A 26143-nucleotide genomic window follows, 5' to 3' on the forward strand; every position below is an offset into this window, starting at 1 on the left:
CGCGCCGGGCAGCATTGGCTGGCCACATCACCGCGATCGGCATGAAGACCGCGGACAGGGGCGCAGCGCGAGACTTTTCCGCGCTGGCGCGGCTGCGCAACACGCTGCGCAAGCTCTATCATGGGCGCACGCCGGCCGCTTTCCGGTTCCAGCTGGCGGCTGTCGTCATCGACCTCGCCATCATCGCCTTCTTCATCGCCACGCCGGTCATCCAGCAGACGGCCTCGTTCCTGTGGCTGGACTATGCCGTGGCGGCCCTCGTTGCCGCCGATCTGACCGCCAGGCTGCTGGCTTCCAACGACATGCTGCGCCTGATGAAGCAGCCGACCTTCTGGGTGGACGTCTTCATCCTTCTGACGCTGCTGATGCCGACGGCGCTCGCCAGTCTCGGCTTTCTGCGCATCCTGCGGCTGTGGTCACTGTCGCGCAGCGGTTCGATCTGGCGGCATTTCGAGATGCGTGGTTTGCGGCCGTGGCGCGAGGCGAGCCACGCGGTCATCAACCTCTTGACGTTTCTTTTCGTCATCACCGGCTTCGTCTACACGTTCTTTTTCCGCAACGGAGCCGGGCTGGAGAACTACATCGACGCGCTTTATTTCACCGTCGCGACGGTGACGACCACCGGTTTCGGCGACATCGTGCTGCCTGGCATAGCCGGCAAGCTGACGGCGATCGTCACCATGGTCATCGGCATATCGCTGTTCGTCAGGCTGGCACAGGCGATTTTTCGACCCGCAAAAGTGTTCTTTCCCTGTCGGCAATGCGGATTGCAGCGGCATGAACCGGACGCGGTGCACTGCAAGGCCTGCGGTCATGTCCTCAACATCCCGAACGAAGGCGACTGACCGGCGGCGGCGCTATGACGCCGCCACTTCAGCCGGCTTTACCGGCCTGCGCTGCAGATTGAGCAGGTTGCCCATCAGGATCAGCAGCGCGCCGCCTGCGGTGAAGGCGTCGATCTGCTCCTGGTAAAGCAGCCAGCCGACGAGCGCCGACAACGGCACGCGCAGAAAATCCATCGGCGAAATGACCGTCGCGTCGGCATAGGTGAGCGCACGGGCCATGCAGAAATGCGACGACATGCCGGTGAAGGCGATCAGCACGATCCATGGCCAAAGCTCCAGCGGTGGGTTGCGCCATTCATAAAGGGCTGGAACGAGGCCAACCACCGATTGGATGATCAGCATCCAGAAGATGATACGCACGACGCTGTCGGTTCGCGTCAGCGATTTGACCAGGACCACCGAAATGCCGAAGCAGACCGCGGCGCCCAGCACGACCAGATGTCCCGGATCGACGGAGCCTACCCCCGGACGCACGATGACCACCACGCCGATCAGCCCGAGAACGACAGCCGCGAGTTTCGGACGGCTCAGCCTTTCGCCGAGAAATGTCACCGCCAGGATCGCCGTCCAGATCGGTGTCGTGAATTCGATCGAAATCAGCACCGCCAGCGGAATCAAGGTCAAGGCGTAGAGCCATGCAGCCTGCCCGGTATAGTGGATGACGTTGCGCGCGATATGGGCGAGGGGGCGCTGGGTGCGCATCGCCGTAAAGCCGCCGCTGGTCAGCACCAGCGGCAGGAGGATGAAGAAGCCGATCACCGAGCGCAGTTCCAGCACCTGGAAGACATTGAGTTCGGCCGTCGTGGCGCGGCCGGCCACCGACATCGCCAGGAACGAGGCGATCGACAGGGCCATCCAGAAAGCGGCCTTGGAAATGGAGGGGGCAGGTGACATGCCCGCTATGTCGCAGGCCGTGGCTTTTGGAGCAATCGCTAGTTGCTCCATTCTTCTGGGCCAGTTGCAAGGGGCAGCGTTGCAAAACGGCCATGCTGCGGGCGGAACCCGATACGGCAAGGGGCGTTGAGTCCCCGATATCCAGCCGTGCTTCGCAAGACGTTTTGCCCTCCAGAGACAAGGAGAGTTTCAATGAGAACATTCATACAATTCGCGCTTGTCGGCTGTCTTCTGGCTGCGACCGGTACGGCACATGCCGACGAGGCCAAGTTCCTGCAGTCATTCAAGGGCAATTTCGCCGGCAAAGGTATCGTCAAGGTCACCACCGACGCGCCTACGGTGAACGTGTCCTGCACATTCAAATCGAACGCGACATCGACGTCACTGGCGCTCGACGGCAATTGTCGCGGGCTCATTGTGGTGACGCGTGCCATCAGCGCGGACCTGAAGGCCGCCGGCGCGAAATACAGCGGGACCTATGTCGGGTCCCGGACTGGGCCGGCACAGCTCAACGGCAGCCGCTCGGGCAATGCGATCAATCTCGGCATTCGCTGGGCAAAGGAAGTCAACGGCGATCGAAAGGCGCAGATGAAGGTCGAGAAGACTGGTGAGAACGGCATTCGGCTGACGGTCGTCGACACCGACCCCAAGACCGGCAAGAACATCGTGACGAGCCGGATCGATCTGAGGCGTACCTGATTCTGGACGCACGAGGGGTAGCGTCATTCCTCGAGCGGCTCCGGTGGATGGGCGTCTCGCCCTTTGCCGAATGTGTAACCGGTTTCCACCGCCTTGCGGCCGAACTTGTCGCGCAAGGCATCGATGGCGCCCTCGGCCATGGCGCGTTTGCGCGACTGTAGGTCGACCAGATCCGGCGGGTCGGCCTTGTCGTCGTCGGAGAGGTCGCTGACGCCGATGCCGAGCAATCGGAATTTCGTTCCGTCGGTTTCCTTGCGCAGAAGCTCTACGCCGGTCGAAAAGATGCGATCCGCCAGCCTGGTCGGATCGCCGAGCTGGCGGTTGCGCGTGCGCAGCTTGAAATCCTGGGTCTTCAGCTTCAGCACCACGGTGCGACCGGCGATGCCTGATTTTTTCAGCCGCGCGGAAACCTTCTCCGAAAGGCCTCTCAGCACGGAGACGAGCTCCTCCAGCGATGCGATGTCGGTGTCGAAGGTGGTTTCGGCCGAGACGCTCTTGGCGTCCTGGTCGGGCTCGACGCGGCGCACGTCCTCGCCGCGCGAAAGCCGGTAGAGCCGGTCACCCATCGTGCCATAGCGGCGCATCAGGTCGGCGCGTTCCATCTTCTGAAGCTGGCCAATGGCGCGGATGCCGTCGCGCTCCAACGTGGCGTTGAACGCCTTGCCGACGCCCCAGATCATGGTCACCGGCTGCACGGCCAGGAAGCCGACCGCCTCGGCCTCGCCGATGATCGAAAAGCCGCGCGGCTTGCGGAAGTCCGACGCGATCTTGGCGAGGAACTTGCAGTAGGAAAGGCCGGCCGAGACGGTGATGCCGATCTCTTTCTCGACGGCCAGCGCAAAGCGCGCCAGCACCACCGCCGGCGGCAGGCCGTGCAGCCGTTCGGTGCCGGAGAGATCGAGGAATGCCTCGTCGATCGACAGCGGCTCGACCAGCGGCGTCAACGCCTGCATCATGGCGCGCACCTCGCGGCCGACACGAACGTATTTCTCCATGTTAGGGGGGATCACGACCGCGTCGGGGCAGGCCTCGAGCGCCTTGAACATCGGCATTGCCGAGCGCACGCCCCGGATGCGGGCGATGTAGCAGGCGGTGGAGACCACCCCGCGCTTGCCGCCGCCTATGATCAGCGGCTTGTCCTTCAGTGCCGGGTTGTCGCGCTTCTCGACCGCCGCATAGAAGGCATCGCAATCGATATGGGCGAGATGCAGCCGGTAAAGTTCTGGATGGCTGGCAAGGCGAGGGCTGCCGCAGCGTTCGCAGCGGCGTGTTTCACTGCGCTGATACGTCAGGCAGTCACGACAAAAGCCGTGATCGGGATTGTTGACAGAAGCCGCCATCGCTGCGAACATAAAGAGAACATAAGCAATGGTACGACAGTGCAAGGCCAGCGACAAGCTTGGCCTGGGGAGAACCGTATGAGCACGACCATAGTGCCGCTGGCGCCTGAGCTCTGGCCTGATTTCGAGGATCTTTTCGGCAAGCAAGGCGCCTGCTACGGCTGCTGGTGCACGCATTTCCGGCTGGCGCCGGCAGCGCGGCGCGAGAGCAGCCGTGAACGCAACAAGGACCACATCAAGGCACGCATCGAAGCCGGTCCGCCGCCGGGCCTGCTGGCCTTCGAGGACGGCAAGGCGGTTGGCTGGATGCAGATCGGGCCGCGCGCCGACGTGCCCGAATGGAACAACAAGGGCAGGGGCTCGGCGCCGATCGATCCCGCCGACGCTGCCGATCCGGTCGTCTGGGCGATCTCGTGCTTTTTCATCCGCTCCAAGGCGCGCGGCAGGGGCATCACGCACCGTCTTGTCGAAGGCGGCGTCGAGTTTGCCCGCGGGAATGGCGCACGGCTTGTCGAGGCGTGTCCAATAGACCTGTCCCGCGATTCGCGTTCGCTCGGGCTGTTCGTCGGCTCGTCGCGGGTCTTCGAGAAGGCCGGCTTCGAGAGGCTCGTCGAACGCAAGGCCGGTCGGCCATTGATGCGGCTGGTGCTGGGGCCCCCCGCCTGACCATCGTCGTCTTGCAGTTGCGATGGTATTTCCCTACCAGAAGTACGAAGCGATTTTGCCTTTTTGACCAGAGGGGAATTCCCGTGAACCGTATGTTGCCAGTTGCCTTTACCGCGCTCCTGCTCAGCGCGCCCGCTTTCGGCCAGACCGTCGACAGCCAGGGCGCGAAGCAATTGTCCAATGACCTGTCCCGCTATGTTGGCAAGCAGGCACTCGACAAGGGAATCCTGAAGGTTTCGGCCGAAGGCGACGCCTACAAGATCGTGTTCGATTTCAAAGCGCTTGCCGGGAGTTTTCCCGACCAGAAGCTGGTGAAGTTCGACTTCGCGCCCTACGCGCTGCTGGTCAAGCCGCGCAGCGACGGGACCTGGGATGTGTCGATGGATTTTTCGCAAAGCGCATCCTTCGAGTTCAAGGGGCCCGAGGGGCTGCAAAGCACGCAGTTGTCGATCAAGGACGGCAAGGGCTCCGGCGTCTATGACCCCGGCCTGGCGGCCTTCATCAGCGGCGTCAGTTCGATAGCAGGCATGACGATGACATCGAAGGATGCCAAGCAGCAGATGGACGTCAGCGCCGGTGCCGGCACCGCGACCCTGGCGGCCACCAAGGCTGCCAATGGCGGCGTCGATTTCACGACCTCGCAGAAAATGTCGAACTTCGTCGAGGCGATAAAATTCAATGATCCCGAGAGTGGGCTGAATTTTCCGGTCACCGTGAAATCGCCGGAATTGTCCGTGGAGGCCAGCGGCAAGGGCGTGCAGACCAAGCCGTTGCTCGACCTCCTGGCGTTTGCCGTGGCCAATGAGGACGAGAAGTCGTTGAAGGCAAACCAGGCGCAACTCAAGTCGCTTCTGCTCGCCGCGCTTCCGGTGTGGGAGCGCATCGACGGCACCTATGGCTTCAAGGATTTCGCGGTCGACAGCCCGATCGGCACGTTCGGGGCGACCCAGCTCAGCACCGCGTTCGGCAGTGACGGGGTTTCCCCGAACGGCGCGATCAGCTACGGCATCAAGGCGTCGGGGCTGACGGTGCCTCAGCAGCTTTTGCCGAGCTGGAGCGTGGCACTGTTGCCCACCGATATCGACCTGAATTTCGGCGGCGCCAACATCGACCTCGACAGCATGGCGAAGAAGGCGATCGAAACCTTTGATCTCAATCAGGATCCGCCGCTGCCGGCCGAGTTCGGCGACCAGCTCAAAGCTGACTTCCTGGCCAAGACGCCGAAGGTGGTCATCGGCCACAGTGTGGTGAAGAACAAGGACATGGAGATCGCGCTGGAAGGCGAGCTGACGAGCTTCGGCCAGAAGCCGGACGCAAGTCTCACGGTGGATGTCGCCGGCTTTGACAAGATCGTCGCCGGCCTGCAGGAGGCGGCAAAGTCCGAACCCGAAGTGGCGCAATACGTGCCTATGGCTCTCGTCGTGAAGGGGTTTGCCAAGACGCTGCCGGACGGCAAGTTGGAATGGGTTGTCAGCACCAAGGCCGACGGCTCGGTCACCGTCAATGGTGTGATGTTGAAGCCCGCCGATCCGGCGGTGGACGACAGCGTCGACGATGGTGATGGTGAGGACGACGACAGCGGCGGCGACAATGGCGGATCGGGGGCGAAGCTGAATCCTTGAAGGTTCGGCCCTCGAGTAATTCCAGGAAAAGTTTTTCCGTCTGGAATTGCCTCAGAGCCCAAGCGCGCCCGCGATCTTGGGCGCGGCTTCGCGCCAGTCCTGCACGACGATGACGTCGTTCGCGACCGGCGGCAGGAACGCGCGCAGCGAATTGTCGGCCATCAAGTGGAAAAGATCCGCGTCGGCCACCGCTTCCCGCACCGACGCCAGATTGTGCGGCTGATCGTCGACGAAGACCACCGGGCGGCCGCTCTTGCCGCGCAGTCTGGCCACTGCCGGCCCTTTGGCCATCTCGGTGGTCAACAGCGGATAGCCTAGCCCCAGGGCATCGAGATGGGCACGGCGCACGGCGCGATGCCTGTGCGGCATGGCGGTCAAGAGGATGATTTCCGCGCGGCCGCCAAGCCCCGCCAGCGCTTCCGTGGCACCATCGGTGATGCTCTGCCAATCGGCCTGCGCGTCGAAGAAATCGCCCAGGAGCGCCGTGACCTCGGGCTGTTCGATCAGCCGGCCGCTGGCCGTTTCGGCAATGTTGCCGGTCAGGCGGAAGGAGGCCAGCGTCAGGCCGTAACCGCGCGACTTGAGGAAGTCCGGGAAGGGCCGGATGAATTCGAGCACCACATCGTCGACATCGAGCACCAGCAATGGCCTGTCGTCGGCCGCCAGCTCCTCGATCTGGCGCGCGGTCTCCGGATCGTCGCTCATATGGAATGCTCGTGGTTGTCCTCGCCGAGCGGCAGCGCCCGCAATGCCTTGCCGACGGCTGCCGGCGGCGTGCCGGTTTCCTCGGCAAAGCGCATCAGGGTCGGCTCGTGGGCGAGAATGAACTGCAGCACGCCGGCCAGGAAACCCGGCTCGCCGGCGGCCCGGCGGATGGAATGCGCCTCTATCCCGGTGATCGCCAGGAAGCGCGGCAACAGCTCCGGATCGGAGGCGACGAAGCCCAGTGCCTTGACGGCAATGGTTTCAGCCTCTTCGCGCATTGACGCCGCGTTTGCCATCACTACCTTCGGTGTGTGGAATGAGTCTCTCCCGCAGTAATGGCAAGATCTGCTTGCGGCAAGCCTTTACAGCGCGGCGCACCTTTTAGGCGCGCGGGAGGCGAGGTGGAATTCGCGTTGCTTTGCAGCCCGAGGGTTTCCGTTTCGTCAATCATATCGCCGTATAGTGAAGCAGGGTTTGGTGCGTTCAAGGGAAGTGCGCATGACGGCCGCCTTCGAGCGGAGGGACGGCCGGGACGGGATGTCGATGCCTAAGAAGGTCATGATCGTCGAGGACAATGAGCTCAACATGAAGCTCTTTCGGGACCTCATAGAAGCCAGCGGCTACGAGACAGTGCGCACCCGCAACGGTCTGGAGGCCCTCGACCTAGCGCGCCAACATCGGCCGGATCTCATCCTGATGGACATCCAACTGCCTGAAGTGTCGGGACTGGAAGTGACCAAATGGCTGAAGGAAGATGACGATTTGCATGTCATCCCGGTCATCGCCGTGACCGCCTTCGCCATGAAGGGCGACGAGGAGCGCATCCGCCAGGGCGGCTGCGAGGCTTATATTTCGAAGCCGATCTCGGTGCCGCGTTTCATCGAAACCATCAAATCCTACCTGGGCGATGCCTGATGCGCCCTTCCAGCCGAGCCGGAGCCTTATGAAATGACCGCGCGGATCCTCGTCGTCGACGACATCCCTGCCAATGTGAGGCTGTTGGAGGTCCGGCTGCTGGCCGAGTATTTCGAGGTTCTGACCGCCACCAACGGGCCCGATGCGATCGAGACCTGCGAGAACGGCAAGGTCGACGTCGTGCTGCTCGACGTGATGATGCCCGACATGGACGGGTTCGAGGTCTGCCGCCGGTTGAAGAGCGATCCGGCGACGTCGCACATCCCGGTGGTGATGATCACCGCGCTCGACCAGGTTTCCGACCGCGTGCGCGGGCTCGAGGCCGGCGCCGACGATTTCCTGACCAAGCCGGTCAACGACCTGCAGCTGATGACGCGCGTCAAAAGCCTGGTCCGGCTGAAATCGCTGACCGACGAACTCAGGCTGCGTGCCTCGACGACGCGCAACATCGGCATCGAGGAACTGCTCAGCCGCAATTTCGCCTCCGAGGACACGGTGCCGAAAGTGCTTTTGATCGATGAGCGCAAATCATCCGTCGAGCGTATCCAGAAGATGCTGCGCGACCGCGCCGACCTCGACGTCACCAGCGATCCGCATGCCGGTTTCTTCCAGGCTGCCGAGACACCCTATGAATGCGTGATGATCTCGACGGCGTTCGCCGATTTCGACCCGCTCAGGCTCTGCTCGCAGCTGCGTTCGCTCGACCGCACCCGTTTCGTGCCGATCATCCTTTTGGCGGAGGAGGGCGAGGAGGAGCGCATCATCCGTGGCCTCGAGCTCGGCATCAACGACTACCTGATGCGGCCGATCGATCAGCAGGAGCTGACGGCGCGGCTGCGCACCCAGGTGCGCCGCAAGCGCTACAACGACCAATTGCGCGCCAGTGTCACCCAGACCATCGAAATGGCGGTGACCGACGGCCTGACCGGGTTGCACAACCGCCGCTATCTCGACAGTCATCTGCAGACGCTGTTCGACCGCGCCGTGGCGCGGCGCCGGCCGCTTTCGGTGATGATCACCGATCTCGACCGCTTCAAGGCGATCAACGACACGCATGGCCATGACGGTGGCGACGAGGTGCTGCGGGAGTTCGCGCGGCGGCTGCGCAAGAACGTTCGCGGCATCGACCTTGCCTGCCGGTTCGGCGGCGAGGAGTTCGTGGTGGTGATGCCGGATACCGATGGCGCCGTGGCTGAGAAGGTGGCCGAACGCATCCGCGCTGAAATCGCCCAACAGCCGTTTTCGATCAACGCCGACGGCAAGACGATCGAGGTCACGGTCAGCGTTGGCGTGTCCTCGGTTCTAAAGGGGGTGGATACGGTGGCGGCGCTGATGAAGCGCGCCGATCTCGCGCTCTATGAAGCCAAGAGCGGCGGCCGCAACCGTGTCGTCGCCAAGGCGGCGTAGCGCCAAGGCCGATTATCCAGTCAACCCGACAGGGTTACCCGTTTACCTTAATCCAAGCGATTTCCGAGCGTTGGTTAAGAAAGTGTTGATTTTCATAAGCTCTTGCGCAAGTGTGCTGGTCAAGACGAAGCCGGCACGAGGATAGATAGCCGGCTCGATCCCCAGAATACCCCATGATGCTCAGGTCCGCCGCATCTCCTGGGTCCGTGGGGTCGGCCGGCCGGCGCTGGCAAATAGTGGCCTCCTCGTACCGCTGCCAAACGCCGACCGGCCCCCTTTCCTGAAAATGACATCAGGACTCTGCGCCAAGCCTCGGAAGTTCCGGGGCTTTTTGCGACGAAAAATCTCGACGCTTTCTGGACCGTGAGGGCTTAATCGCTTGTGGCGCACTGCCACGCGGCAATGCGAGGATCTTACGCCGTTCACGAAGGGGAGGGAGAGTCCTTGCCTCTCCATTTCATACATATGGCGCACAAGGGGCTTGCTTCAAGGCCTGGTTCCTCCCGTAAAACCCTGGCGCAAGCCAATGGAAACGGGAGTGACGAGAATGCTTGTACCGACAGACGGATCGCTTCGCGATCATGCGGTGGTGATTGCCGGAGGCGGCCCGACCGGGCTGATGCTGGCGGGTGAACTGGCGCTAGCGGGCATCGACGTCGCCATTGTCGAACGGCGCCCGACCCAGCAGCTGATCGGTTTGCGCGCGGGTGGTCTGCACGCACGCACGATCGAAGTTCTCGATCAGCGCGGAATTGCCGATCGGTTCCTCTCACAGGGGCAGTGCTTCCCGACCGTCGGCTTCCACATGATCCGCTTGGACATCAGCGACTTTCCCAGCCGGCACAACCATATGCTGGCGCTGCGGCAAAACCATATCGAGCGGATATTGGCCGACTGGGTCGCAGAGTTAGAGGTGCCGATCTATCGCGGACAGGAAGTCACCGGTTTTGCGCAGGATGATGACGGTGTCGACCTGGAGCTGTCCGGTGGCCGACGGATAAGGGCGCAGTACCTCGTCGGATGCGACGGAGGACGCAGCACGATCCGCAAGGCGGCGGGTATCGAGTTCGCCGGATGGGATCCGACGATGAGCTGGATGATCGCCGAGGTCGAGATGTCCAGGGAACCGCCATTGGGCTTTCGCAGCGACGCCTGCGGAATTCATGCGATAGGCAAGATCGAGGAAGGCGGTCGGGTAGGTGTCGTTCTGACCGAGCGGCAACTGACTGCCGGCGGCGAGCCGGCGCTGCGCGAATTCCGTGAGGCACTCACAGCCATCTACGGCACCGATTACGGCGCCCACAGTCCGACCTGGATATCCAGGTTCACCGACATGGCACGTCAGGCCGCGGCTTACCGCGACAGGCGCGTGCTGCTGGCCGGTGATGCCGCGCATATCCATCCCCCGATGGGCGGGCAGGGGCTCAATATCGGCGTGCAGGACGCGGTCAATCTGGGGTGGAAGCTGGCCCGGGTGGTCAAGGGAACCTCACCGGAAAGCCTGCTCGACAGCTACCACGCCGAGCGCCACCCGATTGCCGCCCGCGTCCTGCGCAACACAATGGCGCAGGTCGCGCTTCGTCGCACGGATGACCGCACCAAGGCCTTGGGCGACACAGTCACCGAGCTTCTCGCCATGGACGAGCCCCGCAAACGGATCGCCGCGGAAATGTCGGGCCTGGGCGTTCATTACGATCTCGGGGAGGGGCACCCCTTGCTTGGGCGGCGCATGCCCGACCTCGATCTGGTGACCACCGACGGCCCGTTGCGGGTGTTCTCCTTGCTGCATGATGCACGGCCGGTGCTCCTCAACCTTGGGGAAGCGGGCAGGATGGACATTGCGCCCTGGGAGGACCGGGTTCGGCAGATCGACGCCGAATATGCCGGTGCTTGGGAGCTTCCGGCCCTTGGGGCGGTCGCCGCACCAGATGCCGTTTTGATCCGGCCCGATGGATATGTGGCCTGGGTTGGGGTTGGAACCCAGCAGGGATTGGCTGATGCGCTAACCACTTGGTTCGGGCCGCCGGCCAATTAGCACGTACGATCGAAGCGCGCTGTTGGCGCGACCTCGTGAAACGCACCTGCTTCGCGACCTTCCACGCGATGAGGCGAGCACCTCCTGACAACCGATTGACAGGAGTTGCCGTCTGTGCAGAATTGGTTGGACCATTGGACCACTTGGAGTAGTCGTGGACCAGAACAGCCTGCCACCCATTCAGACGACGGCGCGCGATGACGCCGTGCTGAAGGCGTTGGTGGGCTTTGTTCGTGCCGAGGCCCTGCAGCCGGGCGAGCGGCTTCCGACCGAGCGTATCCTGGCCGAACGGCTCAAGGTCAGCCGCAACACGGTGCGCGAGGCGCTGACGCGGTGGGAAGGGCTCGGCCTCGTCGAACGCCGGCAAGGCAGCGGCACCTATCTGAAGGCGGCCGTGTCACCCGACATGCTGCACATGCCGCTGACGTTTGCCGGCGGCAACGACTTCACCAGCCTGATGCAGACGCTGGAAATCCGCCGCGCGCTGGAGGCCGAGGCTGCCGCATTGTGCGCCGAGCGCGCAAGTCCGGCCGACATCGCCGAGATCGAGCGCAAGCTCGACATTATGGAGCAGGCGTTTCGCACCCGTGACGGCATGTCCTCGGAAGAAGACTGGGAGTTCCACCAGGCGATCTACCGCGTCTCAGGTAATCCGCTGTTCGAACAGATCATCGCCGCCATGCACGAGCTGTTCCATCGCTTCTGGGAGCACCCGCTCGGCGTGCGCGATTTCGGCCATGCCAGCTTTCCCTATCATCGCACCATCTACGAATGCATTGCCGCGGGCGATCCCCAGGGCGCCCGCGCCGAGGCGCTCAAGCTGATCGCCACTGTCGAGGACGATCTGAAGCGGGGTGCCGCCAAACTCAAACTTTCGAGCCAGACATGAACGAGCATCCGACCGGTTTCGATCACGACTATCTCGCCGAGGCCGCGACGCTGCTGGCGCATGACGAGCCGTTTCCGGGCGGCGCGGTGGTGCCGCCGATCTACCAGACTTCGCTGTTCACCTTCGCCAACTATGCCGAAATGGCCGACACCTTTGCCGGCAAACGAAAGCAGCCGATCTATTCGCGCGGCGACAATCCGACCGTGATGGAGTTCGAGGCACGCGTGGCGGCGCTTGAAGGTGCGGAAGCGGCGCGCGGCTTTTCCAGCGGCATGGCGGCGATCAGCGCGACGGTGCTTGCCTTTGTTGGCGCGGGCGAGCGCATCGTAGCGGTGCGCAACTGCTACGGCGATGCCTACCGGCTGTTCGAGCGTCTTCTGCCGCGGCTCAACATCAAGGTCGACTATGTCGACGGCTCCGATCCGGACGCGGTCGCCGCAGCTCTTCCCGGGGCCAAGCTGCTTTATCTGGAGAGCCCGACCTCGATGCTGTTCGAGCTGCAGGATTTGCCACACCTGACCCGGCTGGCCAGGGAGCAGGGCATCGTCACCACCATCGACAATTCCTGGGCAACGCCGGTGTTCCAGAAGCCGATCTCGCACGGCGTCGACCTCGTCCTGCATTCGGCCTCGAAATATCTGGGCGGCCACAGCGACACCGTCGCCGGCGTGGTGGCGGGTTCGGCCGCGCATATCAAGCATATCAACGAGCAGACCTATTCCTATCTCGGCGGCAAGCTGTCGCCGTTCGAGGCCTGGCTTTTGCTGCGCGGCCTGCGCACGCTGCCGCTGCGCCTGCCGCACCACATGAAGAGCGGCCTGACCATCGCCGAGCGGCTGAAGGCGCATGGAAATGTCGAACGCGTCAACCATCCGGCGTATTCCAACCATCCGGGCAAGGCGACGCTGGCCGGCTATGCCGGCCTGTTCTCCTTCGAGGTGACGGAGGATATCGACATCCCGATCTTCGTCGATGCGCTGAAGTTTTTCCGCATCGGCGTCAGCTGGGGCGGCCATGAGAGCTTAGTCGTGCCGGCCAAGGCGTCGCTGGAACAGACGCCGGGACTGAATTCGATGGCGCGCTTCGGCGTCAGCCCCCGAACCATCCGCTTCAATGTCGGATTGGAAAGTGTCGAAGACCTGTGGGCCGACGTGGCCCAGGCCTTCGAAAAAGCCAGAAAATAACAAGCGGGTTCAAAATGGGAGTCTTGAACATGAAAAAACTGACCGTCATGCTTGCCACCGTTGCGGGGCTGGCGATTTCCGCCGGCGGCGCGCTGGCCGATTCGACCCTGAAGATGGTCGAAGTCATCACCAGCCCGCCGCGCACCGAATTCCTGAAGAAGCAGATCGCAGAGTTCGAAGCCGCCAATCCCGGCGTCAAGGTCGAGCTGATCTCGCTGCCCTGGGGCCAGGCCTTCGAAAAATTCCTGACAATGGTGCAGGCCGGCGACACGCCCGACGTGGTCGAGATGCCGGAACGCTGGATGGGCCTCTATGCCAATAACGCCCAGCTCGAGGATCTCGGCCCTTACATGGCCAAATGGGACGACGCCAAGACGCTGGGCGACCGCGCCAAGCAGTTCGGCTCGACCGTCAACAACACCCAGTTCATGATCCCCTACGGCTACTATGTGAATGCGCTGTTCTGGAACAAGAAGCTGTTCAAGGAGGCAGGTCTGAACGGCCCGCCGGCGACGCTCGACGAATTCGTCGCCGACTCCAAGAAGATTTCGGCCATCCCAGGCAAATATGGCTACTGCCTGCGCGGCGGCCCGGGCGCCTTCAATGGCATGCACATGTTCATGAACATCGCCCAGGGCAAGGGTGGCTACTTCAACGAGGATGGCACCTCGACCATCAACGAAGAGGGATCGGTCAAGGGCCTGCAGATGCTGGCCGACATGTACAAGGACGGCCTGGCGCCGAAGGACGCGGTGAGCTGGGGCTTCAACGAGACCGTCACCGGCTTCTATTCCGGCACCTGCGCCATGCTCAACCAGGATCCCGACGCGCTGCTCGGCATCGCCGACAAGATGAGCGCCGACGATTTCGCGGTGGCACCGCTGCCGGTCGGTCCGAGCGGCAAGTCCTATCCGACGCTGGGGTATGCCGGCTGGGCGATGTTCGCCAATTCCCAGCACAAGGACGACGCCTGGAAGCTGATGTCGACGCTGCTGTCGCCGAAGGACAATCTGGAATGGGCCAAGGAAGTCGGCGTCGTCCCGATCCACAAAGGTGCCGACCAGGATCCGCATTTCAAGACCGAGCAGTTCAAGGGCTGGTTCACGGAGCTCAGCGACAGCTCCAAATATGAGATGGTGACGCCGCCGACGCATCTGGAGAACCTCGGCAACTTCGTCGACCAGGTGGCGATCAAGAACTTCCAGGAAGTGCTGCTTGGCCAGAAGACCGCCAAGGACGTCGCCGACCAGTGGGCTGCCTTCCTGACCAAGGAACAGCAGGACTGGATGGCGAAGAACAAGAAATAAGTGCGTTCTTTCCTTCTCCCCGTTCACGGGGAGAAGGTGTCACGAAGTGACGGATGAGGGGCGGCGGTAGTTCTGACTACTTTGCGCTGCCCCTCATCTGCCTGCCCATCCTTCGCAGCCGCTGCGCTGCAGCTTCGGAGGGTGAACCGGCACTTCTCCCCGCTCATTGTCCATTCGCTGCTCCAGGGAGCCGTTCCTCAGCCAATGACTTATGCCGTTTCCGAAATACGATCCGCCGGCAAACCTCGAAAGAAGCGGCTGTCGCACGCCGCTATCGAGCCCTGGCTCTATCTCAGCCCGGCGATCATCCTGCTGGTCGTGGTGCTTTTGGTGCCGCTGGTCATCGGCATCAGCTATTCGTTTCGTAAATTCTCCGCCTTCAAGTCTGAATATGTCGGGCTCGGCCAGTACCAGGCGATGCTGTCGGACCAGGTGCTGGGGCAGGCTTTGGTCAACACGCTGTGGTGGACGGTCGCCAGCCTGTTCTTCCAGTTCTTCCTCGGGCTTGGCCTGGCGTTGCTGCTCGACAAACCGTTTCGGGGCCGCAAGGCCGTGCAGGCGCTGGTCTTCCTGCCCTGGGCGGTGCCGTCCTTCCTCTCCGGCCTGACCTGGGCCTGGCTGTTCAACCCGATCATCGGTCCGCTGCCGCACTGGCTGTTCGCCTTGGGGTTGAAGGCCGAGCCAACCAACGTGCTGTCCGATCCCTCGACCGCGATGTGGGGGCCGATCGTCGCCAATATCTGGTTCGGCATCCCGTTCTTCGCCATTACCTTGCTGGCGGCGCTGAAATCGATCCCGTCGGAACTGCATGAGGCGGCGGCAATCGACGGCGCCTCGCCCTGGCAGCGCTTCACCAAGGTGACATTGCCGTTCCTGGCGCCGACCATTGCCATCACCGTGATGTTGCGCACCATCTGGATCGCCACCTTCGCCGACCTGATCTTCGTCATGACCGAGGGCGGTCCGGCCGGCTCGACCAACACGGTGCCGGTCTACATCTATGTCAGCGCCTTCAAGTCGCTGGACAAGGGCTATGCCTCGGCGGTGGCCGTGCTGCTGCTTGTCCTGCTCATTGCCTATGCTATCGCGCTGATCGCCATCCGCCGCACACTGGTGAGGCACGTCTGATGATTGCAGGACGCTCACCCTCGCAACGCTTCTTCGGCGGCATCGGCCTCTACGCAGCCATCGCCGCTTACGTGATCTTCGCCCTGTTCCCGATCTACTGGACGCTGAAGATATCGGTCACGCCGGAGCGGCTCCTCTATTCCGAAGGCATCACCTTCTGGCCTTCGCAAATGACGTTGCAGAATTTCGTCACCGTGCTCGAGGCCACCGATTTCCCGCGCTATTTCCTCAACAGCGTCATCGTCTCCGTATCGACGGCAGCCCTGGTGACGGTCATTGCGACGCTCGCCGGCTACGCCATGTCGCGCTTCACCTTTCGCGGCAAGGCGGCACTGGCGCTGATGCTGCTTTTGACCCAGACCTTTCCGCTGGTGATGGTCATCCCGCCGATCTACCGCGTCATGGGGCAGATCGGCCTGATCAACAGCCTGACCGGGCTGATCATCATCTACACCGCTTTCAACACCGCTTTCGCCACCTTCCTGATGCAGTCCTTCTTCGACGGCATCCCCAAGGATTTGGAGGAAGCGGCGATGATCGACGGCTGTACCCGAGCGCAGGCAATGCGCAAGGTGATCGTGCCGCTGACGCTGCCCGGCATGGGTGCGACGCTGGGCTTCGTCTTCACCGCCGCCTGGAGCGAGCTTCTGTTCGCCCTGATGCTGATTTCCAGCGACGACCAGAAGACTTTTGCCGTCGGCCTGCTGACCTTCATCGGCAAGTTCGCCGTCGACTGGGGGCAGATGATGGCGGCGTCGATCCTGGCGCTGATCCCGGTCTGCATCTTCTTCGCCTTCCTGCAACGCTATCTCGTCACCGGCCTGACCGCCGGCGCCGTCAAAGGATAGATCGATGGCCTCTGTTACACTCGAAAAAGTCCGCAAGGATTATGGCGCCGTCCGCGTCCTGCATGCGGTCGATCTTGAAATCGCTGATGGCGAATTCGTCGTCCTGGTCGGACCGTCCGGCTGCGGCAAGTCGACTTTGCTGCGGATGATCGCCGGGCTGGAGGAGGCTTCCGGCGGCGAGATCCGCATCGGCGAGCGGCTGGTCAACGACGTGGCCCCCAAGGACCGCGACATCGCCATGGTGTTCCAGTCCTATGCGCTCTATCCGCACATGGACGTGTCGAAGAACATGGGCTTCAGCCTGATGCTGCGCAAAGCCGAGAAGCCGGCGATCGATGCGCGGGTGGATGGCGCGGCCAAACGGCTGGGGTTGGACACTTTCCTGCAGCGCCTGCCGCGGCAATTGTCCGGCGGCCAGCGCCAGCGCGTCGCCATGGGCCGCGCCATCGTGCGCGATCCCAAGGTCTTCCTGTTCGACGAGCCGCTGTCGAACCTCGACGCCAAGTTGCGCGTCCACATGCGTGCCGAAATCAAGGCGCTGCACCAGCAGTTGAAGACGACCTCGGTCTACGTCACCCACGACCAGATCGAGGCGATGACCATGGCCGACCGCATCGTGGTCATGCATGACGGGCTGATCCAGCAGGTCGGCGCGCCGCTCGATCTCTACGATCGCCCGGCCAACATGTTCGTAGCCGGTTTCATCGGCTCGCCGGGCATGAATTTCCTGCCGGCGACGGTCCGCAAGGGCGGGAAGTCGGACGCCGTGCTGGCCGACGGCCAGACACTGCGACTGCCAGACGGACTGCCGCTCGGGGATGGCGATGCCATCACCGTCGGTCTGCGGCCCGAGCACATCAGGCTGGACGACGGTGGTGCGCTGCAAGGCGAGGTCGGGGTGGTGGAACCGCTCGGCCTGTCGACGCAGTTCTACGTCAAGCTGGCCAACCAGCAGCTTTGCGTCTTTGCCATGGGCCGTGCCGGCGTCAAGCCCGGCGACACCGTGCGGCTGGCGGCCGATCCGGCGTCACTGCATCTGTTCGACCTGAAAAGCGGCGATCGCATCGGTTGAAGGAACTCGGCCGGGCATTTCGGCCTGCAACCTCTGGAACAAAAAAGCCGCCCGGTGGGCGGCGTTTTTGTCTACAAAGGGAAAACCCAGATTACTTGATCTTGGTTTCCTTGAATTCGACGTGCTTCTTGGCGACCGGGTCGTACTTACGGAACGACAGCTTGTCGGTCTTGGTGCGGCTGTTCTTGCTGGTCACGTAGAAGAAACCGGTGTCGGCGGTCGACAGAAGCTTGATCTTGATGTTTGCGGCTTTGGCCATGATATCAGTCCGTTATGTTCGTGGGGTTTTGGCCGCTGGAGCACGGGAAAACACCCGGACGCGGGAAACTTGGCGCGACATGTAAAGAACGTGCCCGGAAAGTCAAGCCCGGCGATACCCTCTCTTCCTTCTCCCACAAGGGGAGAAGGGAAGGCCGCTTCATGCTTCTTCCTTAACCGCCGCAACCTTCTTCCAGTCTCCGGTCGTGTTCCACCAACGATTCGGGTTGGCGCGGTCGTCCAGCCCCTTGGACCTGCTGGCAAGGATCGGCTGGATGCGGATCACCGGCTCCTGATAGGAGTGCGCCTGGAAAATCGCCTCGACGACGCGGGCAGCCAGCGCCTGGTCATCGGGCAATTCGAATGAAACCTCGACCGTGCCCGGGCGGCGGCGCAATTCGGTTTCAGCGCCGGCCGCTGCCCCGTCAAGCGGCCTGTAGCGCTCGATGCCGTGCGCGGACTGATAGGCGTTGCGGTCGTAGTTGCCCATGGCCAGCGGGGCGAGCGCCACCACCGCGTCCATGATGCGGTCGACATCGGCGGCCGGAGCCTGGAAGCTCACAAGCAGCAGAAGCGTCATGCGCAGGGATGTGGTTTCAAAGCCGCTGTCGATCATGGGAGTGTCCTCAACTTCGGATGTTTTGGGGACACTCTTTTAACCGGGTGCTCCTGACAAGGTTCTGTCAGCATCGTGCCTCCGGGGCGGACAAGGGCTTCGACCGGTGCGAGGCTACAAAAGGATCTTGCGGATCAGCCTGAAGCAGACCAGGGCGATGTAGGCGCCGAAGAACAGGCCGAGCGACCAGCCGAAGCCAGACGGACCGAATGCATCCATGCCGATGCCGATCGCCTGTGGACCGAGCACCATGCCGACGCCGTAACAAAGCACGAAGGCGGCGTTGGCGGATGCCAGCTCATGGCCGGAAAGCTGCGAGCCGAGATGGGCAAGGCCGATCGTGTACATGGCCGCGACCACACCGCCCCACACAAACAAAAGGGCGGCCATCAGGTGCCAATTCTGCGCAAAGAAGGGCATGAAGACGGTGCCGACGAGACCGACGGTGGCGCAGGCGAGCAACAGGTAGCGGCGGTCGCTGACGCGATCGCTGATCATGCCGATCGGGATCTGCAGCAAAACGTTGCCGAGACCGATCATGGTCAGCAGCAGTGCCGCGTCGGCTTCGGAATAGCCGATGCGGTTGCCGTAGACCGGAAACAGCGCGAAGCCGCCGGTCTCGACGGCGCCGAACACCAGGACCGCGGCGGTCGCCGACGGCACCAGCCAGATATAGCGCAGGAAATTGCTGGTTTCGCCATCGGCTACGATGCTCGGGCTCTCGTTGCGCGCGGCCAGCACCGGTATCGCGGCCAGCGTCACCAGCGCGATGATGACGCCGAACGGCCTGAAGCCGGAACTGCCGAGATGAGCGAACAGCCACGGCCCGGCGGCAAAGCCGAGCGACAGGACGGTGGCGTAGATGCCAAGGACCAGACCGCGCCGGTGCGGCGGCGCCGAGGTGCTGATCCAGAACTCCGACAGGATGAACAGCACCGTCAGCGCGATGTGCAGCACGATGCGCAGCGGAAACCACATCCAGAAATCAGGCGCGAAGTGAAAGCCGACGAAGGCCAGCGCGCCGGCGGCGATCATCGCGATCATGGTCCAGGCGACGCCGAAGCGCATGGCGAGCGGCGTGGCGAGCGGGGCGCCCGCGATCGAAGCCAGGCCGGCGACGGCCGTGTTGAGGCCGATCATCGAAGCCGAATGGCCGCGCGTTTCCAGGATGACGCTGAGCAACGGCATGCCGAGGCCGATGGCGATGCCGACGACGCTGATCGACGAGATCGCCGCCACCATCGGCAGCCAATGTACGCGTTCGTCGCCCTGTTGTTGGGTATCGACCGTCATGAGATGCTGAATACTCTGTCTTTTTGATCTTACGCAATTCCGGACGGAAAACCGCGTCACGCTTTTCCTGGAATTGCTCTAGAGAAGTTCGCGGGTGAAGCGGTTGCCGACAAGCCGGTAGAAGGGGACGGAGCCGCCGGGACGCAGCAGCGGATCATGGGCGAGGCGCTTTTCCAGCTCGTCCAGGATCATTCGCGTGATGTCGGGGATGTCGGCTTCCCTTGCCTTGGCAAGCGGCAACCAGACCAGTTCCTCGAGTTCGTTGGTCGGCCCGCCACCAGGCAATTCGACGGCGACATCGTCGCGCCAGGCGCTGAAGAAGCGCGTGTCGAAGCGGCGCACCCGGTTGGGTGGGGTGATGGCCCGCGCGATAAAACGCAGCATGTCCAGGGAGGGCTGCACGCCATGTTCGGCAAAGCCTTGCCAATCGCGCCTGGCGGTGGCGAAGACGCCTTTGCGGCCGATCAGCAGCCCGGCTTCCTCATAGGTCTCGCGGATCGCCGACAGGGCGATGGCGCGGGCGCGCGCCGCGCTTGTGCGGCCGGGACCGGCAAGCAGCTTTGCTTCCTGCTCGGCATGCAACACGGCGGCGACCGGGATGCGGCTGTCGGCAGGGTCAGTGCGGCCACCGGGAAAAACGAATTTTCCGGGCATGAAGGCATGGCCGGCGTGGCGGCGGCCCATCAGGACCAGTACTTCATCGCCCTTGCGGTCGAGAAGGATCAGGGTCGCGGCATCGCGCGGGCGCATCGGCCGATCGCTATGAGCGACCATGCTCCTCTCGATCCCGTCGACTTGCGCCTTGGTCATACCATCCATGCGCACGACCTAGCGGAAACTTCTTGCATGCGAAAGTGGCCTTAACCGTTGGCGTATTGCGCCAGCCTGCACCTCAGGCCCCGGGATGCGGCTCGATTGCATCCTTTTCGCCACCGAATCCGTGCATATAGAACGCCCATTGCAGTCCGATGACGGCACCTTTCACAGGCTGCAGCAGCGCAACCGACAAAAGGATGGTCAAGGGCACCCAGATGACGATGTGCTGCCAGGTCGACAAGGTCGACGTCGCTTCCACACCCATGAAGGCACCGAGAATGATGTGGCCGACAATGACGATGACCAGATAAGCAGGCAGGTCGTCGGCGCGATGATGGTGGATCTCTTCGCCGCAGACGCTGCAGGCGTCGACAGTCTTGGTGAAGCCGCGGAACAGCTTGCCTTCGCCGCAATTCGGGCAGCGGCCCAGCAGGCCGCGCTTCATCGCCGTCCACAGCGGGCGGGCAACGCGGCCCGAATGATGTTCGCCGCCGAAAACCTGTTCTTGCATCCCTAATTCTTTTGGCATCATCGTCTCCTGCCGCGCGAACCCGGTCGCGATTGCGACGCGCGGGCGCGGCCCTTGGCCTTGTGAAACGACTTGACGGAGCCTGGCAGGGGCTTCGGGTCGGTCAACATCTCGAAGCGCATCGCGCCGGCCATCGGTGCCACCTCGATGAGCCGGACCTCGACGCGATCCGCGAGCTGGTAGCCTTTGCCCGAGCGTTCTCCAAACAGGGAGCGGGCCGTTTCGTCGTATATATAGTAATCGCCGCCCAGAGTTGACACCGGGATGAAACCATCGGCGCCATACTGCGGCAATTGGACAAATAGTCCCGATCTGGTGACGCCGGAGATGCGGGCGTCGAAGCGGTCGTCGATGCGCTCGGCGAGGTAGGCGGCGATCAGTCGGTCGACCGTATCGCGTTCGGCAGCCATTGCGCGGCGTTCCGTGCCGGAGATCAGCACCGCGACGTCTTCGAGCCGAGCCTCTTCGTCGCGCGTCAGCCCGCCCGGGCCGAGGCCGAGTGCGGCGATAAGTCCACGATGCACGATGAGGTCGGCATAGCGGCGGATCGGCGAGGTGAAATGCGCGTAGCGCCTGAGGTTCAGGCCGAAATGGCCGATGTTCCCAGGCGAATATTCGGCCTGGCTCTGCGACCGCAGCACCACTTCGTTGACCAGCCCTTCATTGTCGGCGCCGCGCACCCGCTCCAGGATGCCATTGAACTGGCTGGGCCGCATCTGCGCGCCGCGCGCCAGCGACAGCCCCAGCGTCTGCAGGAATTCGCGCAGCGATTCCTGCTTGGCGAGCGATGGCGCGTCGTGGACGCGGTAGACCAGCGCCTGCTTCTTCGCCTCGAGCGACTCGGCGGCGGCGACATTGGCCTGGATCATGAATTCTTCGATCAGCTTGTGGGCATCGAGCCGCTCCGGCACGATGACGCGGTCGACCGTTCCATCCGGTTTAAGCAGGATCTTGCGCTCCGGCAGGTCGAGTTCGAGCGGCTGGCGGCCGTCGCGTCCGCGCTTCAGGATCGCATAGGCATCCCACAGCGGCTTCAGCACCGTGTCGAGGATCGGGCCGGTCTTGTCGTCCGGCACGCCGTCGATCGCCGCCTGCGCCTGCGGGTAGGCCAGCTTGGCCGCCGATTTCATCATGATGCGGTGGAAGGAGTGCCTGATCTTGTGACCGTCGGCGGAGAAGGTCATGCGCACTGCCAGCGCCGGACGGTCCTGGCCCTCGCGCAGCGAACAAAGATCATTGGAAATGCGTTCGGGCAGCATCGGCACGACGCGATCCGGGAAATAGACCGAATTGCCGCGCTTCAAGGCTTCGCGGTCGAGCGCCGTGCCATAGCGCACATAGGCGGCGACATCGGCGATGGCGACCGTGACGACCACTCCGCCCGGATTCTTCTCATCGAGGTCCGGCGTGGCGAACACCGCGTCGTCATGGTCCTTGGCGTCGGCCGGATCGATGGTGACCAGCGGCAGGTCTCGCCAGTCCTCACGGTGATCGAGCGTTGCCGGCTTGACGGCCTCGGATTCGGCGATGACGTCGGCCGGGAAAATGTGGGGAATGTCGTGGGCGTGGATGGCGATCATCGAGACCGCCTTTTCGCTGGTCAGCGAACCCAGCACATTGAGCACCTTGGCGTGGGGCAGACCGTAGCGCGAAGCGCGCGCGGGCTCGACCTCGACCAGATCGCCGTTTTTGGCGCCGTTCTGGAATTCCTTGTCGACGATCAGTTCCGGCTGGCGCCGTTCCACCGGTTCGATGCGAAAGGTGCCGTCCTTGAGTACGCGGAAGACGCCGAGAACGGCATCGGTGCGTTTCTCGAAGATCTTCATCACCCGGCCGGTATAGGCAGGGCCGCCCAGGGCGACATTCGTCTCGTCGGCGGGAAAGGTCTTGGCCAGCACGCGGTCGCCAATGCCGGGCGCCGGTCCACCACCACTGCGCGACAGGCGGATGGAAACGATGGGCGGCGGTCCGTTGGCCGTGTGTTCGGTGGGACGCGCCAACAGCACGCCGTCGGCGTCACGGTCGAAAATATCGAGGACCGTGACGTGGGGCAGGGCGCCGACGCGGGCCAGCCCCTTGCGCTCCTTGGTCAGGACACCTTCGTCCTGCAGGTCACGCAAAATGTCTTTCAGCCAGATGCGGTCGTCGCCGCGCAAGGCGAACGCCTTGGCGATGTCGCGCTTTCCGGCGCGATCGGGATTTTCGGCGATGTAGCGCAGGATCTCGTCACGCGACGGCCGGTAGTCGTCCTTGACCTTGGCCCTGGTGTCGGCGGTGCGCGGATCGCCGTGGCTTCTTCCGGTGATCTTGCGCGCCACGCCGTCCTATCCTTTTTTCTTCGCGGCCGGCTTCTTGGTCGCTGCTTTCTTGGTTGCCGGGGACGCTGCCTTGCGGAACGGCTTCTTGCCGCCGCCGCCCTTGGCTTCCCTCTCGGCGATCAGCGCCAGCGCATCCTCGATCGTCACCGATTGCGGATCCTTGCCCTTGGGCAGCGTGGCATTGACCTTGCCGAAGTTGACGTAAGGCCCGTATTTGCCGTCGCGAACGACGATCTTGCCACCGCCATCCGGATGGTCGCCCAGTTCTTTCAAGGCAGCGGCGGTGCCGCCGTTGCGGCCGCCCTTGGCCTTCGATTGCTTCTCGGCAATCACCGTGACGGCGCGGTTGAGGCCGATCGAAAACACGTCCTCGATGCTGTCGACATTGGCGTAGGTGCCGTCATGCAGCACGAACGGACCGTAACGACCGAGCCCGGCCGAGATCATCTTGCCAGATTCGGGATGTTTTCCCACATCGCGCGGCAATGACAGCAGTGCCAGCGCTTTCTCATGGTCGATGGATTCCGGCGTCCAACCCTTGGGCAGGCTGGAGCGCTTGGCTTCCTTGCCGTCGCCGCGCTGGATGTAGGGGCCGAAGCGGCCTGAGCGCAGCGTGATTTCCTCTGCCGTGTAGGGATCCTTGCCGAGCACCTTGGTGCCGTCCTCGCCGCCGCCATTCTCGCCATTCGGGTTGGCGGCATCGCCGAGCTGGCGGGTGAAGGAGCATTCCGGATAGTTCGAACAGCCGACGAAAGCGCCGAACTTGCCGAGCTTCAGCGACAGATTGCCGGTGCCGCATTTCGGGCAGATGCGCGGGTTCGAACCGTCCTCGCGGGCGGGGAATACCAGCGGCGCCAGTTCCTCGTTCAGCGCATCGAGCACGTCGGTGACGCGCAGTTCCTTGATATCGGCGACGGCGCCTGAAAAATCCTTCCAGAAGTCGCGCAGCACGTCCTTCCAGGCGAGCTTGCCGTCGGAAATCTCGTCGAGCTTTTCCTCCAGCGAGGCGGTGAAATCATATTCGACATAGCGTTCGAAGAAGCTTTCCAGGAAGGCCGACAGCAGCCGCCCCTTGGCCTGCGGCACCAGCCGGCGCTTGTCGATCGTGACATAGTCGCGGTCCTCAAGTGTCTTCAGGATCGCTGTGTAGGTCGACGGGCGGCCGATGCCGAGCTCTTCCAGCTTCTTGATCAGCGACGCCTCGGAATAACGCGGCGGCGGCTCGGTGGTGTGCTGGGTGGCGTTGATCGCCTGGCGGGCGAGCTGCTCGCCGACACGGATCTCGGGCAGGCGGCGGTTTTCCTCGTCCTCCGCGTCGTCTTCCTTCTGGTCGGTGTAGGCGGCGATGAAGCCGTCGAAGCGGACGACGGAACCGACGGCGCGAAGCTCGGCGGTGCGCGAGCCGTTCACCGCCTCGATCTCGACGGTGGTGCGCTCGATCTCGGCCGGCTGCATCTGGCTGGAGATGGCGCGCTTCCAGATCAGCTCATAGAGCCGCATCTGGTCGGAATCGAGGTACTGCCTGACCGATGCCGGGGTGCGCATGAAATCCGTCGGACGGATCGCCTCGTGCGCTTCCTGGGCGTTCTTGGCCTTGGTCGTGTAAACGCGCGGCTTTTCCGGCAGGTATTTCGGGCCGAATTCCTTGGCGATCGCATCGCGGGCAGCGTCGATCGCTTCCGGCGCCATCTGCACGCCGTCGGTTCGCATATAGGTGATCAGGCCGGTGGTTTCGCCGCCGATCTCCATGCCTTCATAGAGCCGCTGCGCCACCTGCATGGTACGGGTAGCGGAGAAGCCGAGGCCCGAAGAAGCCGCCTGTTGCAGCGTCGAGGTGGTGAAGGGCGGGCCCGGATTGCGCTTGGTCGGCTTGGCTTCGACGGACAGCGCCTTGAAGGCGGCACTCTCGAGCATCGCCTTGATGTCGTCGGCCTGCGCCTTGTTGGCAATGTCGAGCTTCTGCAGCTTCTTGCGCTCGAAGGCGGTGAGCCGGGCTTCGAAAGTCTCGTTACGGGGCGTGCCGAGGATGGCGGCGATCTGCCAATATTCCTCGCGGATGAAGCGCTCGATCTCGGATTCGCGGTCGCAGACAAGGCGCAACGCCACCGACTGGACGCGGCCGGCCGAGCGGGCGCCCGGCAATTTGCGCCACAGAACCGGCGACAGCGTGAAGCCGACGAGATAGTCGAGCGCCCGGCGGGCGAGATAAGCATCGACCAGCGGCGCATCGATCTGGCGCGGATTGGCCATCGCTTCCAGCACCGACGACTTGGTGATCGCGTTGAAGACGACGCGGCTGACCGGCTTGTCCTTCAGCGCTCGCTTCTGCTTCAGCACTTCCAGCACGTGCCAGGAAATGGCTTCGCCCTCGCGATCCGGGTCGGTGGCGAGGATCAGGCCATCGGCATCCTTGACCGCCTTGGCGATGTCGGCGAGGCGCTTGCCCGAAGCGGTGTCGACCGCCCAGGACATGGCGAAATCCTCGTCCGGACGCACCGAGCCGTCCTTGGCCGGCAGATCGCGGACATGGCCGAACGAGGCCAGAACCTTGTAGTTCTTGCCGAGGTATTTGTTGATTGTCTTTGCCTTGGCCGGCGATTCGACGACGACGACGTCCATGAGGTCTCTTATTCAGCTGTGATGCGCCAGAAGAATTCCGCTGCGCGCGACGAAATCTCGTTCCTGTTGCCGCTCACATGGCCGCGCTTTCGCATCCGGTCAAGGGGAAGCGCCCAAATTGCGGGGATGCCGGCAGCA

General features: G+C 63.2%; 24 protein-coding genes. 13 read left to right on the forward strand and 11 right to left on the reverse strand.

Annotated features, from left to right (window positions below):
• The first annotated feature begins 41 nt into the window (after window positions 1–41).
• Complete coding sequence (locus X743_RS166735; protein ID WP_023763619.1) at window positions 42–845, forward strand: potassium channel family protein; 804 nt, start codon at window positions 42–44, stop codon at window positions 843–845.
• 12 nt (window positions 846–857) lie between these two features.
• Here X743_RS166735 and X743_RS166730 read toward each other — a convergent pair whose 3' ends face one another.
• On the reverse strand, window positions 858–1739 hold the full coding sequence (locus X743_RS166730; RefSeq protein ID WP_013895201.1) for a DMT family transporter: 882 nt from the start codon (window positions 1737–1739) through the stop codon (window positions 858–860).
• Between the two features lie 192 nt (window positions 1740–1931).
• On the opposite strand from X743_RS166730, the gene X743_RS166725 reads away from it, so the two are divergent.
• Window positions 1932–2438, forward strand: a complete 507-nt coding sequence (locus X743_RS166725; protein ID WP_023763620.1) for a hypothetical protein — start codon at window positions 1932–1934, stop codon at window positions 2436–2438.
• Window positions 2439–2461: 23 nt separating this feature from the next.
• Here the strand turns inward: X743_RS166725 and X743_RS166720 are convergent, their stop codons facing one another.
• Window positions 2462–3790, reverse strand: coding sequence for a DNA polymerase IV (locus X743_RS166720; RefSeq protein WP_031257378.1), 1329 nt, complete (start codon window positions 3788–3790; stop codon window positions 2462–2464).
• Window positions 3791–3856: 66 nt separating this feature from the next.
• Between X743_RS166720 and X743_RS166715 the strand changes: the two genes are divergently transcribed.
• A complete protein-coding gene (locus X743_RS166715; protein ID WP_023763622.1) occupies window positions 3857–4444 on the forward strand; it encodes a GNAT family N-acetyltransferase in 588 nt (195 codons plus the stop codon).
• A gap of 92 nt (window positions 4445–4536) precedes the next feature.
• Window positions 4537–6066: a hypothetical protein gene (locus tag X743_RS166710; protein WP_245264145.1), complete on the forward strand. Its 1530-nt coding sequence runs from the start codon at window positions 4537–4539 to the stop codon at window positions 6064–6066.
• A gap of 51 nt (window positions 6067–6117) precedes the next feature.
• Here the strand turns inward: X743_RS166710 and X743_RS166705 are convergent, their stop codons facing one another.
• The gene (locus X743_RS166705) at window positions 6118–6771 is read right to left on the reverse strand and encodes a hypothetical protein (RefSeq protein WP_023763624.1); all 654 of its coding nucleotides are present in this window, start codon (window positions 6769–6771) and stop codon (window positions 6118–6120) included.
• Window positions 6768–7067 (reverse strand): DUF3572 domain-containing protein, encoded by a 300-nt coding sequence (locus X743_RS166700; protein ID WP_023763625.1) that lies wholly within the window; start codon window positions 7065–7067, stop codon window positions 6768–6770. The genes X743_RS166705 and X743_RS166700 overlap by 4 nt, the downstream gene beginning before the upstream one ends.
• A 202-nt stretch (window positions 7068–7269) precedes the next feature.
• Here X743_RS166700 and X743_RS166695 point away from each other — a divergent pair, with 202 nt between their 5' ends.
• From X743_RS166695 to ugpC, 9 genes are all read left to right on the forward strand, one after another.
• Entirely contained in the window at window positions 7270–7686 is a 417-nt protein-coding gene (locus X743_RS166695; protein WP_274608575.1) for a response regulator, read from the forward strand.
• Between the two features lie 33 nt (window positions 7687–7719).
• Window positions 7720–9093, forward strand: coding sequence for a PleD family two-component system response regulator (locus X743_RS166690; protein ID WP_023763626.1), 1374 nt, complete (start codon window positions 7720–7722; stop codon window positions 9091–9093).
• 526 nt (window positions 9094–9619) lie between these two features.
• Window positions 9620–11128 carry an FAD-dependent monooxygenase gene (locus tag X743_RS166685; protein WP_051508493.1) on the forward strand — a complete coding sequence of 503 codons (1509 nt, stop codon included), beginning with the start codon at window positions 9620–9622 and terminating at the stop codon, window positions 11126–11128.
• Between the two features lie 154 nt (window positions 11129–11282).
• Window positions 11283–12017 carry a FadR/GntR family transcriptional regulator gene (locus tag X743_RS166680; protein WP_023763628.1) on the forward strand — a complete coding sequence of 245 codons (735 nt, stop codon included), beginning with the start codon at window positions 11283–11285 and terminating at the stop codon, window positions 12015–12017.
• Window positions 12014–13201, forward strand: coding sequence for a PLP-dependent transferase (locus X743_RS166675; RefSeq protein WP_023763629.1), 1188 nt, complete (start codon window positions 12014–12016; stop codon window positions 13199–13201). Before X743_RS166680 ends, X743_RS166675 begins: the two co-directional genes overlap by 4 nt.
• Window positions 13202–13230: 29 nt before the next feature.
• Complete coding sequence (locus tag X743_RS166670; RefSeq protein WP_023763630.1) at window positions 13231–14508, forward strand: sugar ABC transporter substrate-binding protein; 1278 nt, start codon at window positions 13231–13233, stop codon at window positions 14506–14508.
• A 204-nt stretch (window positions 14509–14712) separates the two neighbouring features.
• Complete coding sequence (locus tag X743_RS166665; RefSeq protein ID WP_023763631.1) at window positions 14713–15636, forward strand: sugar ABC transporter permease; 924 nt, start codon at window positions 14713–14715, stop codon at window positions 15634–15636.
• Window positions 15636–16484 (forward strand): carbohydrate ABC transporter permease, encoded by an 849-nt coding sequence (locus X743_RS166660; RefSeq protein WP_023763632.1) that lies wholly within the window; start codon window positions 15636–15638, stop codon window positions 16482–16484. The genes X743_RS166665 and X743_RS166660 overlap by 1 nt, the downstream gene beginning before the upstream one ends.
• A gap of 4 nt (window positions 16485–16488) precedes the next feature.
• The gene (gene ugpC, locus X743_RS166655; RefSeq protein WP_023763633.1) at window positions 16489–17556 is read left to right on the forward strand and encodes a sn-glycerol-3-phosphate ABC transporter ATP-binding protein UgpC; all 1068 of its coding nucleotides are present in this window, start codon (window positions 16489–16491) and stop codon (window positions 17554–17556) included.
• A 91-nt stretch (window positions 17557–17647) separates the two neighbouring features.
• Here ugpC and rpmG read toward each other — a convergent pair whose 3' ends face one another.
• From rpmG to topA, 7 genes are all read right to left on the reverse strand, one after another.
• On the reverse strand, window positions 17648–17815 hold the full coding sequence (gene rpmG, locus X743_RS166650) for a 50S ribosomal protein L33 (RefSeq protein WP_006201775.1): 168 nt from the start codon (window positions 17813–17815) through the stop codon (window positions 17648–17650).
• A gap of 159 nt (window positions 17816–17974) precedes the next feature.
• Complete coding sequence (locus X743_RS166645) at window positions 17975–18430, reverse strand: hypothetical protein (protein ID WP_023763634.1); 456 nt, start codon at window positions 18428–18430, stop codon at window positions 17975–17977.
• A 114-nt stretch (window positions 18431–18544) separates the two neighbouring features.
• A complete protein-coding gene (locus X743_RS166640; RefSeq protein WP_013895218.1) occupies window positions 18545–19723 on the reverse strand; it encodes an MFS transporter in 1179 nt (392 codons plus the stop codon).
• Between the two features lie 78 nt (window positions 19724–19801).
• Window positions 19802–20542 (reverse strand): NUDIX hydrolase, encoded by a 741-nt coding sequence (locus X743_RS166635; RefSeq protein WP_023763635.1) that lies wholly within the window; start codon window positions 20540–20542, stop codon window positions 19802–19804.
• A gap of 73 nt (window positions 20543–20615) precedes the next feature.
• Window positions 20616–21068: a DUF983 domain-containing protein gene (locus tag X743_RS166630; RefSeq protein WP_031257380.1), complete on the reverse strand. Its 453-nt coding sequence runs from the start codon at window positions 21066–21068 to the stop codon at window positions 20616–20618.
• Complete coding sequence (rnr, locus tag X743_RS166625) at window positions 21068–23386, reverse strand: ribonuclease R (protein ID WP_023763637.1); 2319 nt, start codon at window positions 23384–23386, stop codon at window positions 21068–21070. Before rnr ends, X743_RS166630 begins: the two co-directional genes overlap by 1 nt.
• 6 nt (window positions 23387–23392) lie before the next feature.
• A complete protein-coding gene (gene topA / locus X743_RS166620) occupies window positions 23393–26005 on the reverse strand; it encodes a type I DNA topoisomerase (RefSeq protein WP_023763638.1) in 2613 nt (870 codons plus the stop codon).
• Window positions 26006–26143: the final 138 nt, after the last annotated feature.

The organism is Mesorhizobium sp. LNHC232B00, from assembly GCF_000502435.1.
Lineage (GTDB): Bacteria > Pseudomonadota > Alphaproteobacteria > Rhizobiales > Rhizobiaceae > Mesorhizobium > Mesorhizobium opportunistum.

What these genes read in the sequence shown, in the direction of transcription:
- X743_RS166735 (WP_023763619.1), top strand. Translation starts at nt 42, where the DNA reads ATGAAGACCGCGGACAGGGGCGCAGCGCGAGACTTTTCCGCGCTGGCG.
- X743_RS166730 (WP_013895201.1), bottom strand. Translation starts at nt 1,739, where the DNA reads ATGTCACCTGCCCCCTCCATTTCCAAGGCCGCTTTCTGGATGGCCCTG.
- X743_RS166725 (WP_023763620.1), top strand. Translation starts at nt 1,932, where the DNA reads ATGAGAACATTCATACAATTCGCGCTTGTCGGCTGTCTTCTGGCTGCG.
- X743_RS166720 (WP_031257378.1), bottom strand. Translation starts at nt 3,790, where the DNA reads ATGTTCGCAGCGATGGCGGCTTCTGTCAACAATCCCGATCACGGCTTT.
- X743_RS166715 (WP_023763622.1), top strand. Translation starts at nt 3,857, where the DNA reads ATGAGCACGACCATAGTGCCGCTGGCGCCTGAGCTCTGGCCTGATTTC.
- X743_RS166710 (WP_245264145.1), top strand. Translation starts at nt 4,537, where the DNA reads ATGTTGCCAGTTGCCTTTACCGCGCTCCTGCTCAGCGCGCCCGCTTTC.
- X743_RS166705 (WP_023763624.1), bottom strand. Translation starts at nt 6,771, where the DNA reads ATGAGCGACGATCCGGAGACCGCGCGCCAGATCGAGGAGCTGGCGGCC.
- X743_RS166700 (WP_023763625.1), bottom strand. Translation starts at nt 7,067, where the DNA reads ATGGCAAACGCGGCGTCAATGCGCGAAGAGGCTGAAACCATTGCCGTC.
- X743_RS166695 (WP_274608575.1), top strand. Translation starts at nt 7,270, where the DNA reads ATGACGGCCGCCTTCGAGCGGAGGGACGGCCGGGACGGGATGTCGATG.
- X743_RS166690 (WP_023763626.1), top strand. Translation starts at nt 7,720, where the DNA reads ATGACCGCGCGGATCCTCGTCGTCGACGACATCCCTGCCAATGTGAGG.
- X743_RS166685 (WP_051508493.1), top strand. Translation starts at nt 9,620, where the DNA reads ATGGAAACGGGAGTGACGAGAATGCTTGTACCGACAGACGGATCGCTT.
- X743_RS166675 (WP_023763629.1), top strand. Translation starts at nt 12,014, where the DNA reads ATGAACGAGCATCCGACCGGTTTCGATCACGACTATCTCGCCGAGGCC.
- X743_RS166670 (WP_023763630.1), top strand. Translation starts at nt 13,231, where the DNA reads ATGAAAAAACTGACCGTCATGCTTGCCACCGTTGCGGGGCTGGCGATT.
- X743_RS166665 (WP_023763631.1), top strand. Translation starts at nt 14,713, where the DNA reads ATGACTTATGCCGTTTCCGAAATACGATCCGCCGGCAAACCTCGAAAG.
- X743_RS166660 (WP_023763632.1), top strand. Translation starts at nt 15,636, where the DNA reads ATGATTGCAGGACGCTCACCCTCGCAACGCTTCTTCGGCGGCATCGGC.
- ugpC (WP_023763633.1), top strand. Translation starts at nt 16,489, where the DNA reads ATGGCCTCTGTTACACTCGAAAAAGTCCGCAAGGATTATGGCGCCGTC.
- rpmG (WP_006201775.1), bottom strand. Translation starts at nt 17,815, where the DNA reads ATGGCCAAAGCCGCAAACATCAAGATCAAGCTTCTGTCGACCGCCGAC.
- X743_RS166645 (WP_023763634.1), bottom strand. Translation starts at nt 18,430, where the DNA reads ATGATCGACAGCGGCTTTGAAACCACATCCCTGCGCATGACGCTTCTG.
- X743_RS166640 (WP_013895218.1), bottom strand. Translation starts at nt 19,723, where the DNA reads ATGACGGTCGATACCCAACAACAGGGCGACGAACGCGTACATTGGCTG.
- X743_RS166635 (WP_023763635.1), bottom strand. Translation starts at nt 20,542, where the DNA reads ATGGATGGTATGACCAAGGCGCAAGTCGACGGGATCGAGAGGAGCATG.
- X743_RS166630 (WP_031257380.1), bottom strand. Translation starts at nt 21,068, where the DNA reads ATGCCAAAAGAATTAGGGATGCAAGAACAGGTTTTCGGCGGCGAACAT.
- topA (WP_023763638.1), bottom strand. Translation starts at nt 26,005, where the DNA reads ATGGACGTCGTCGTCGTCGAATCGCCGGCCAAGGCAAAGACAATCAAC.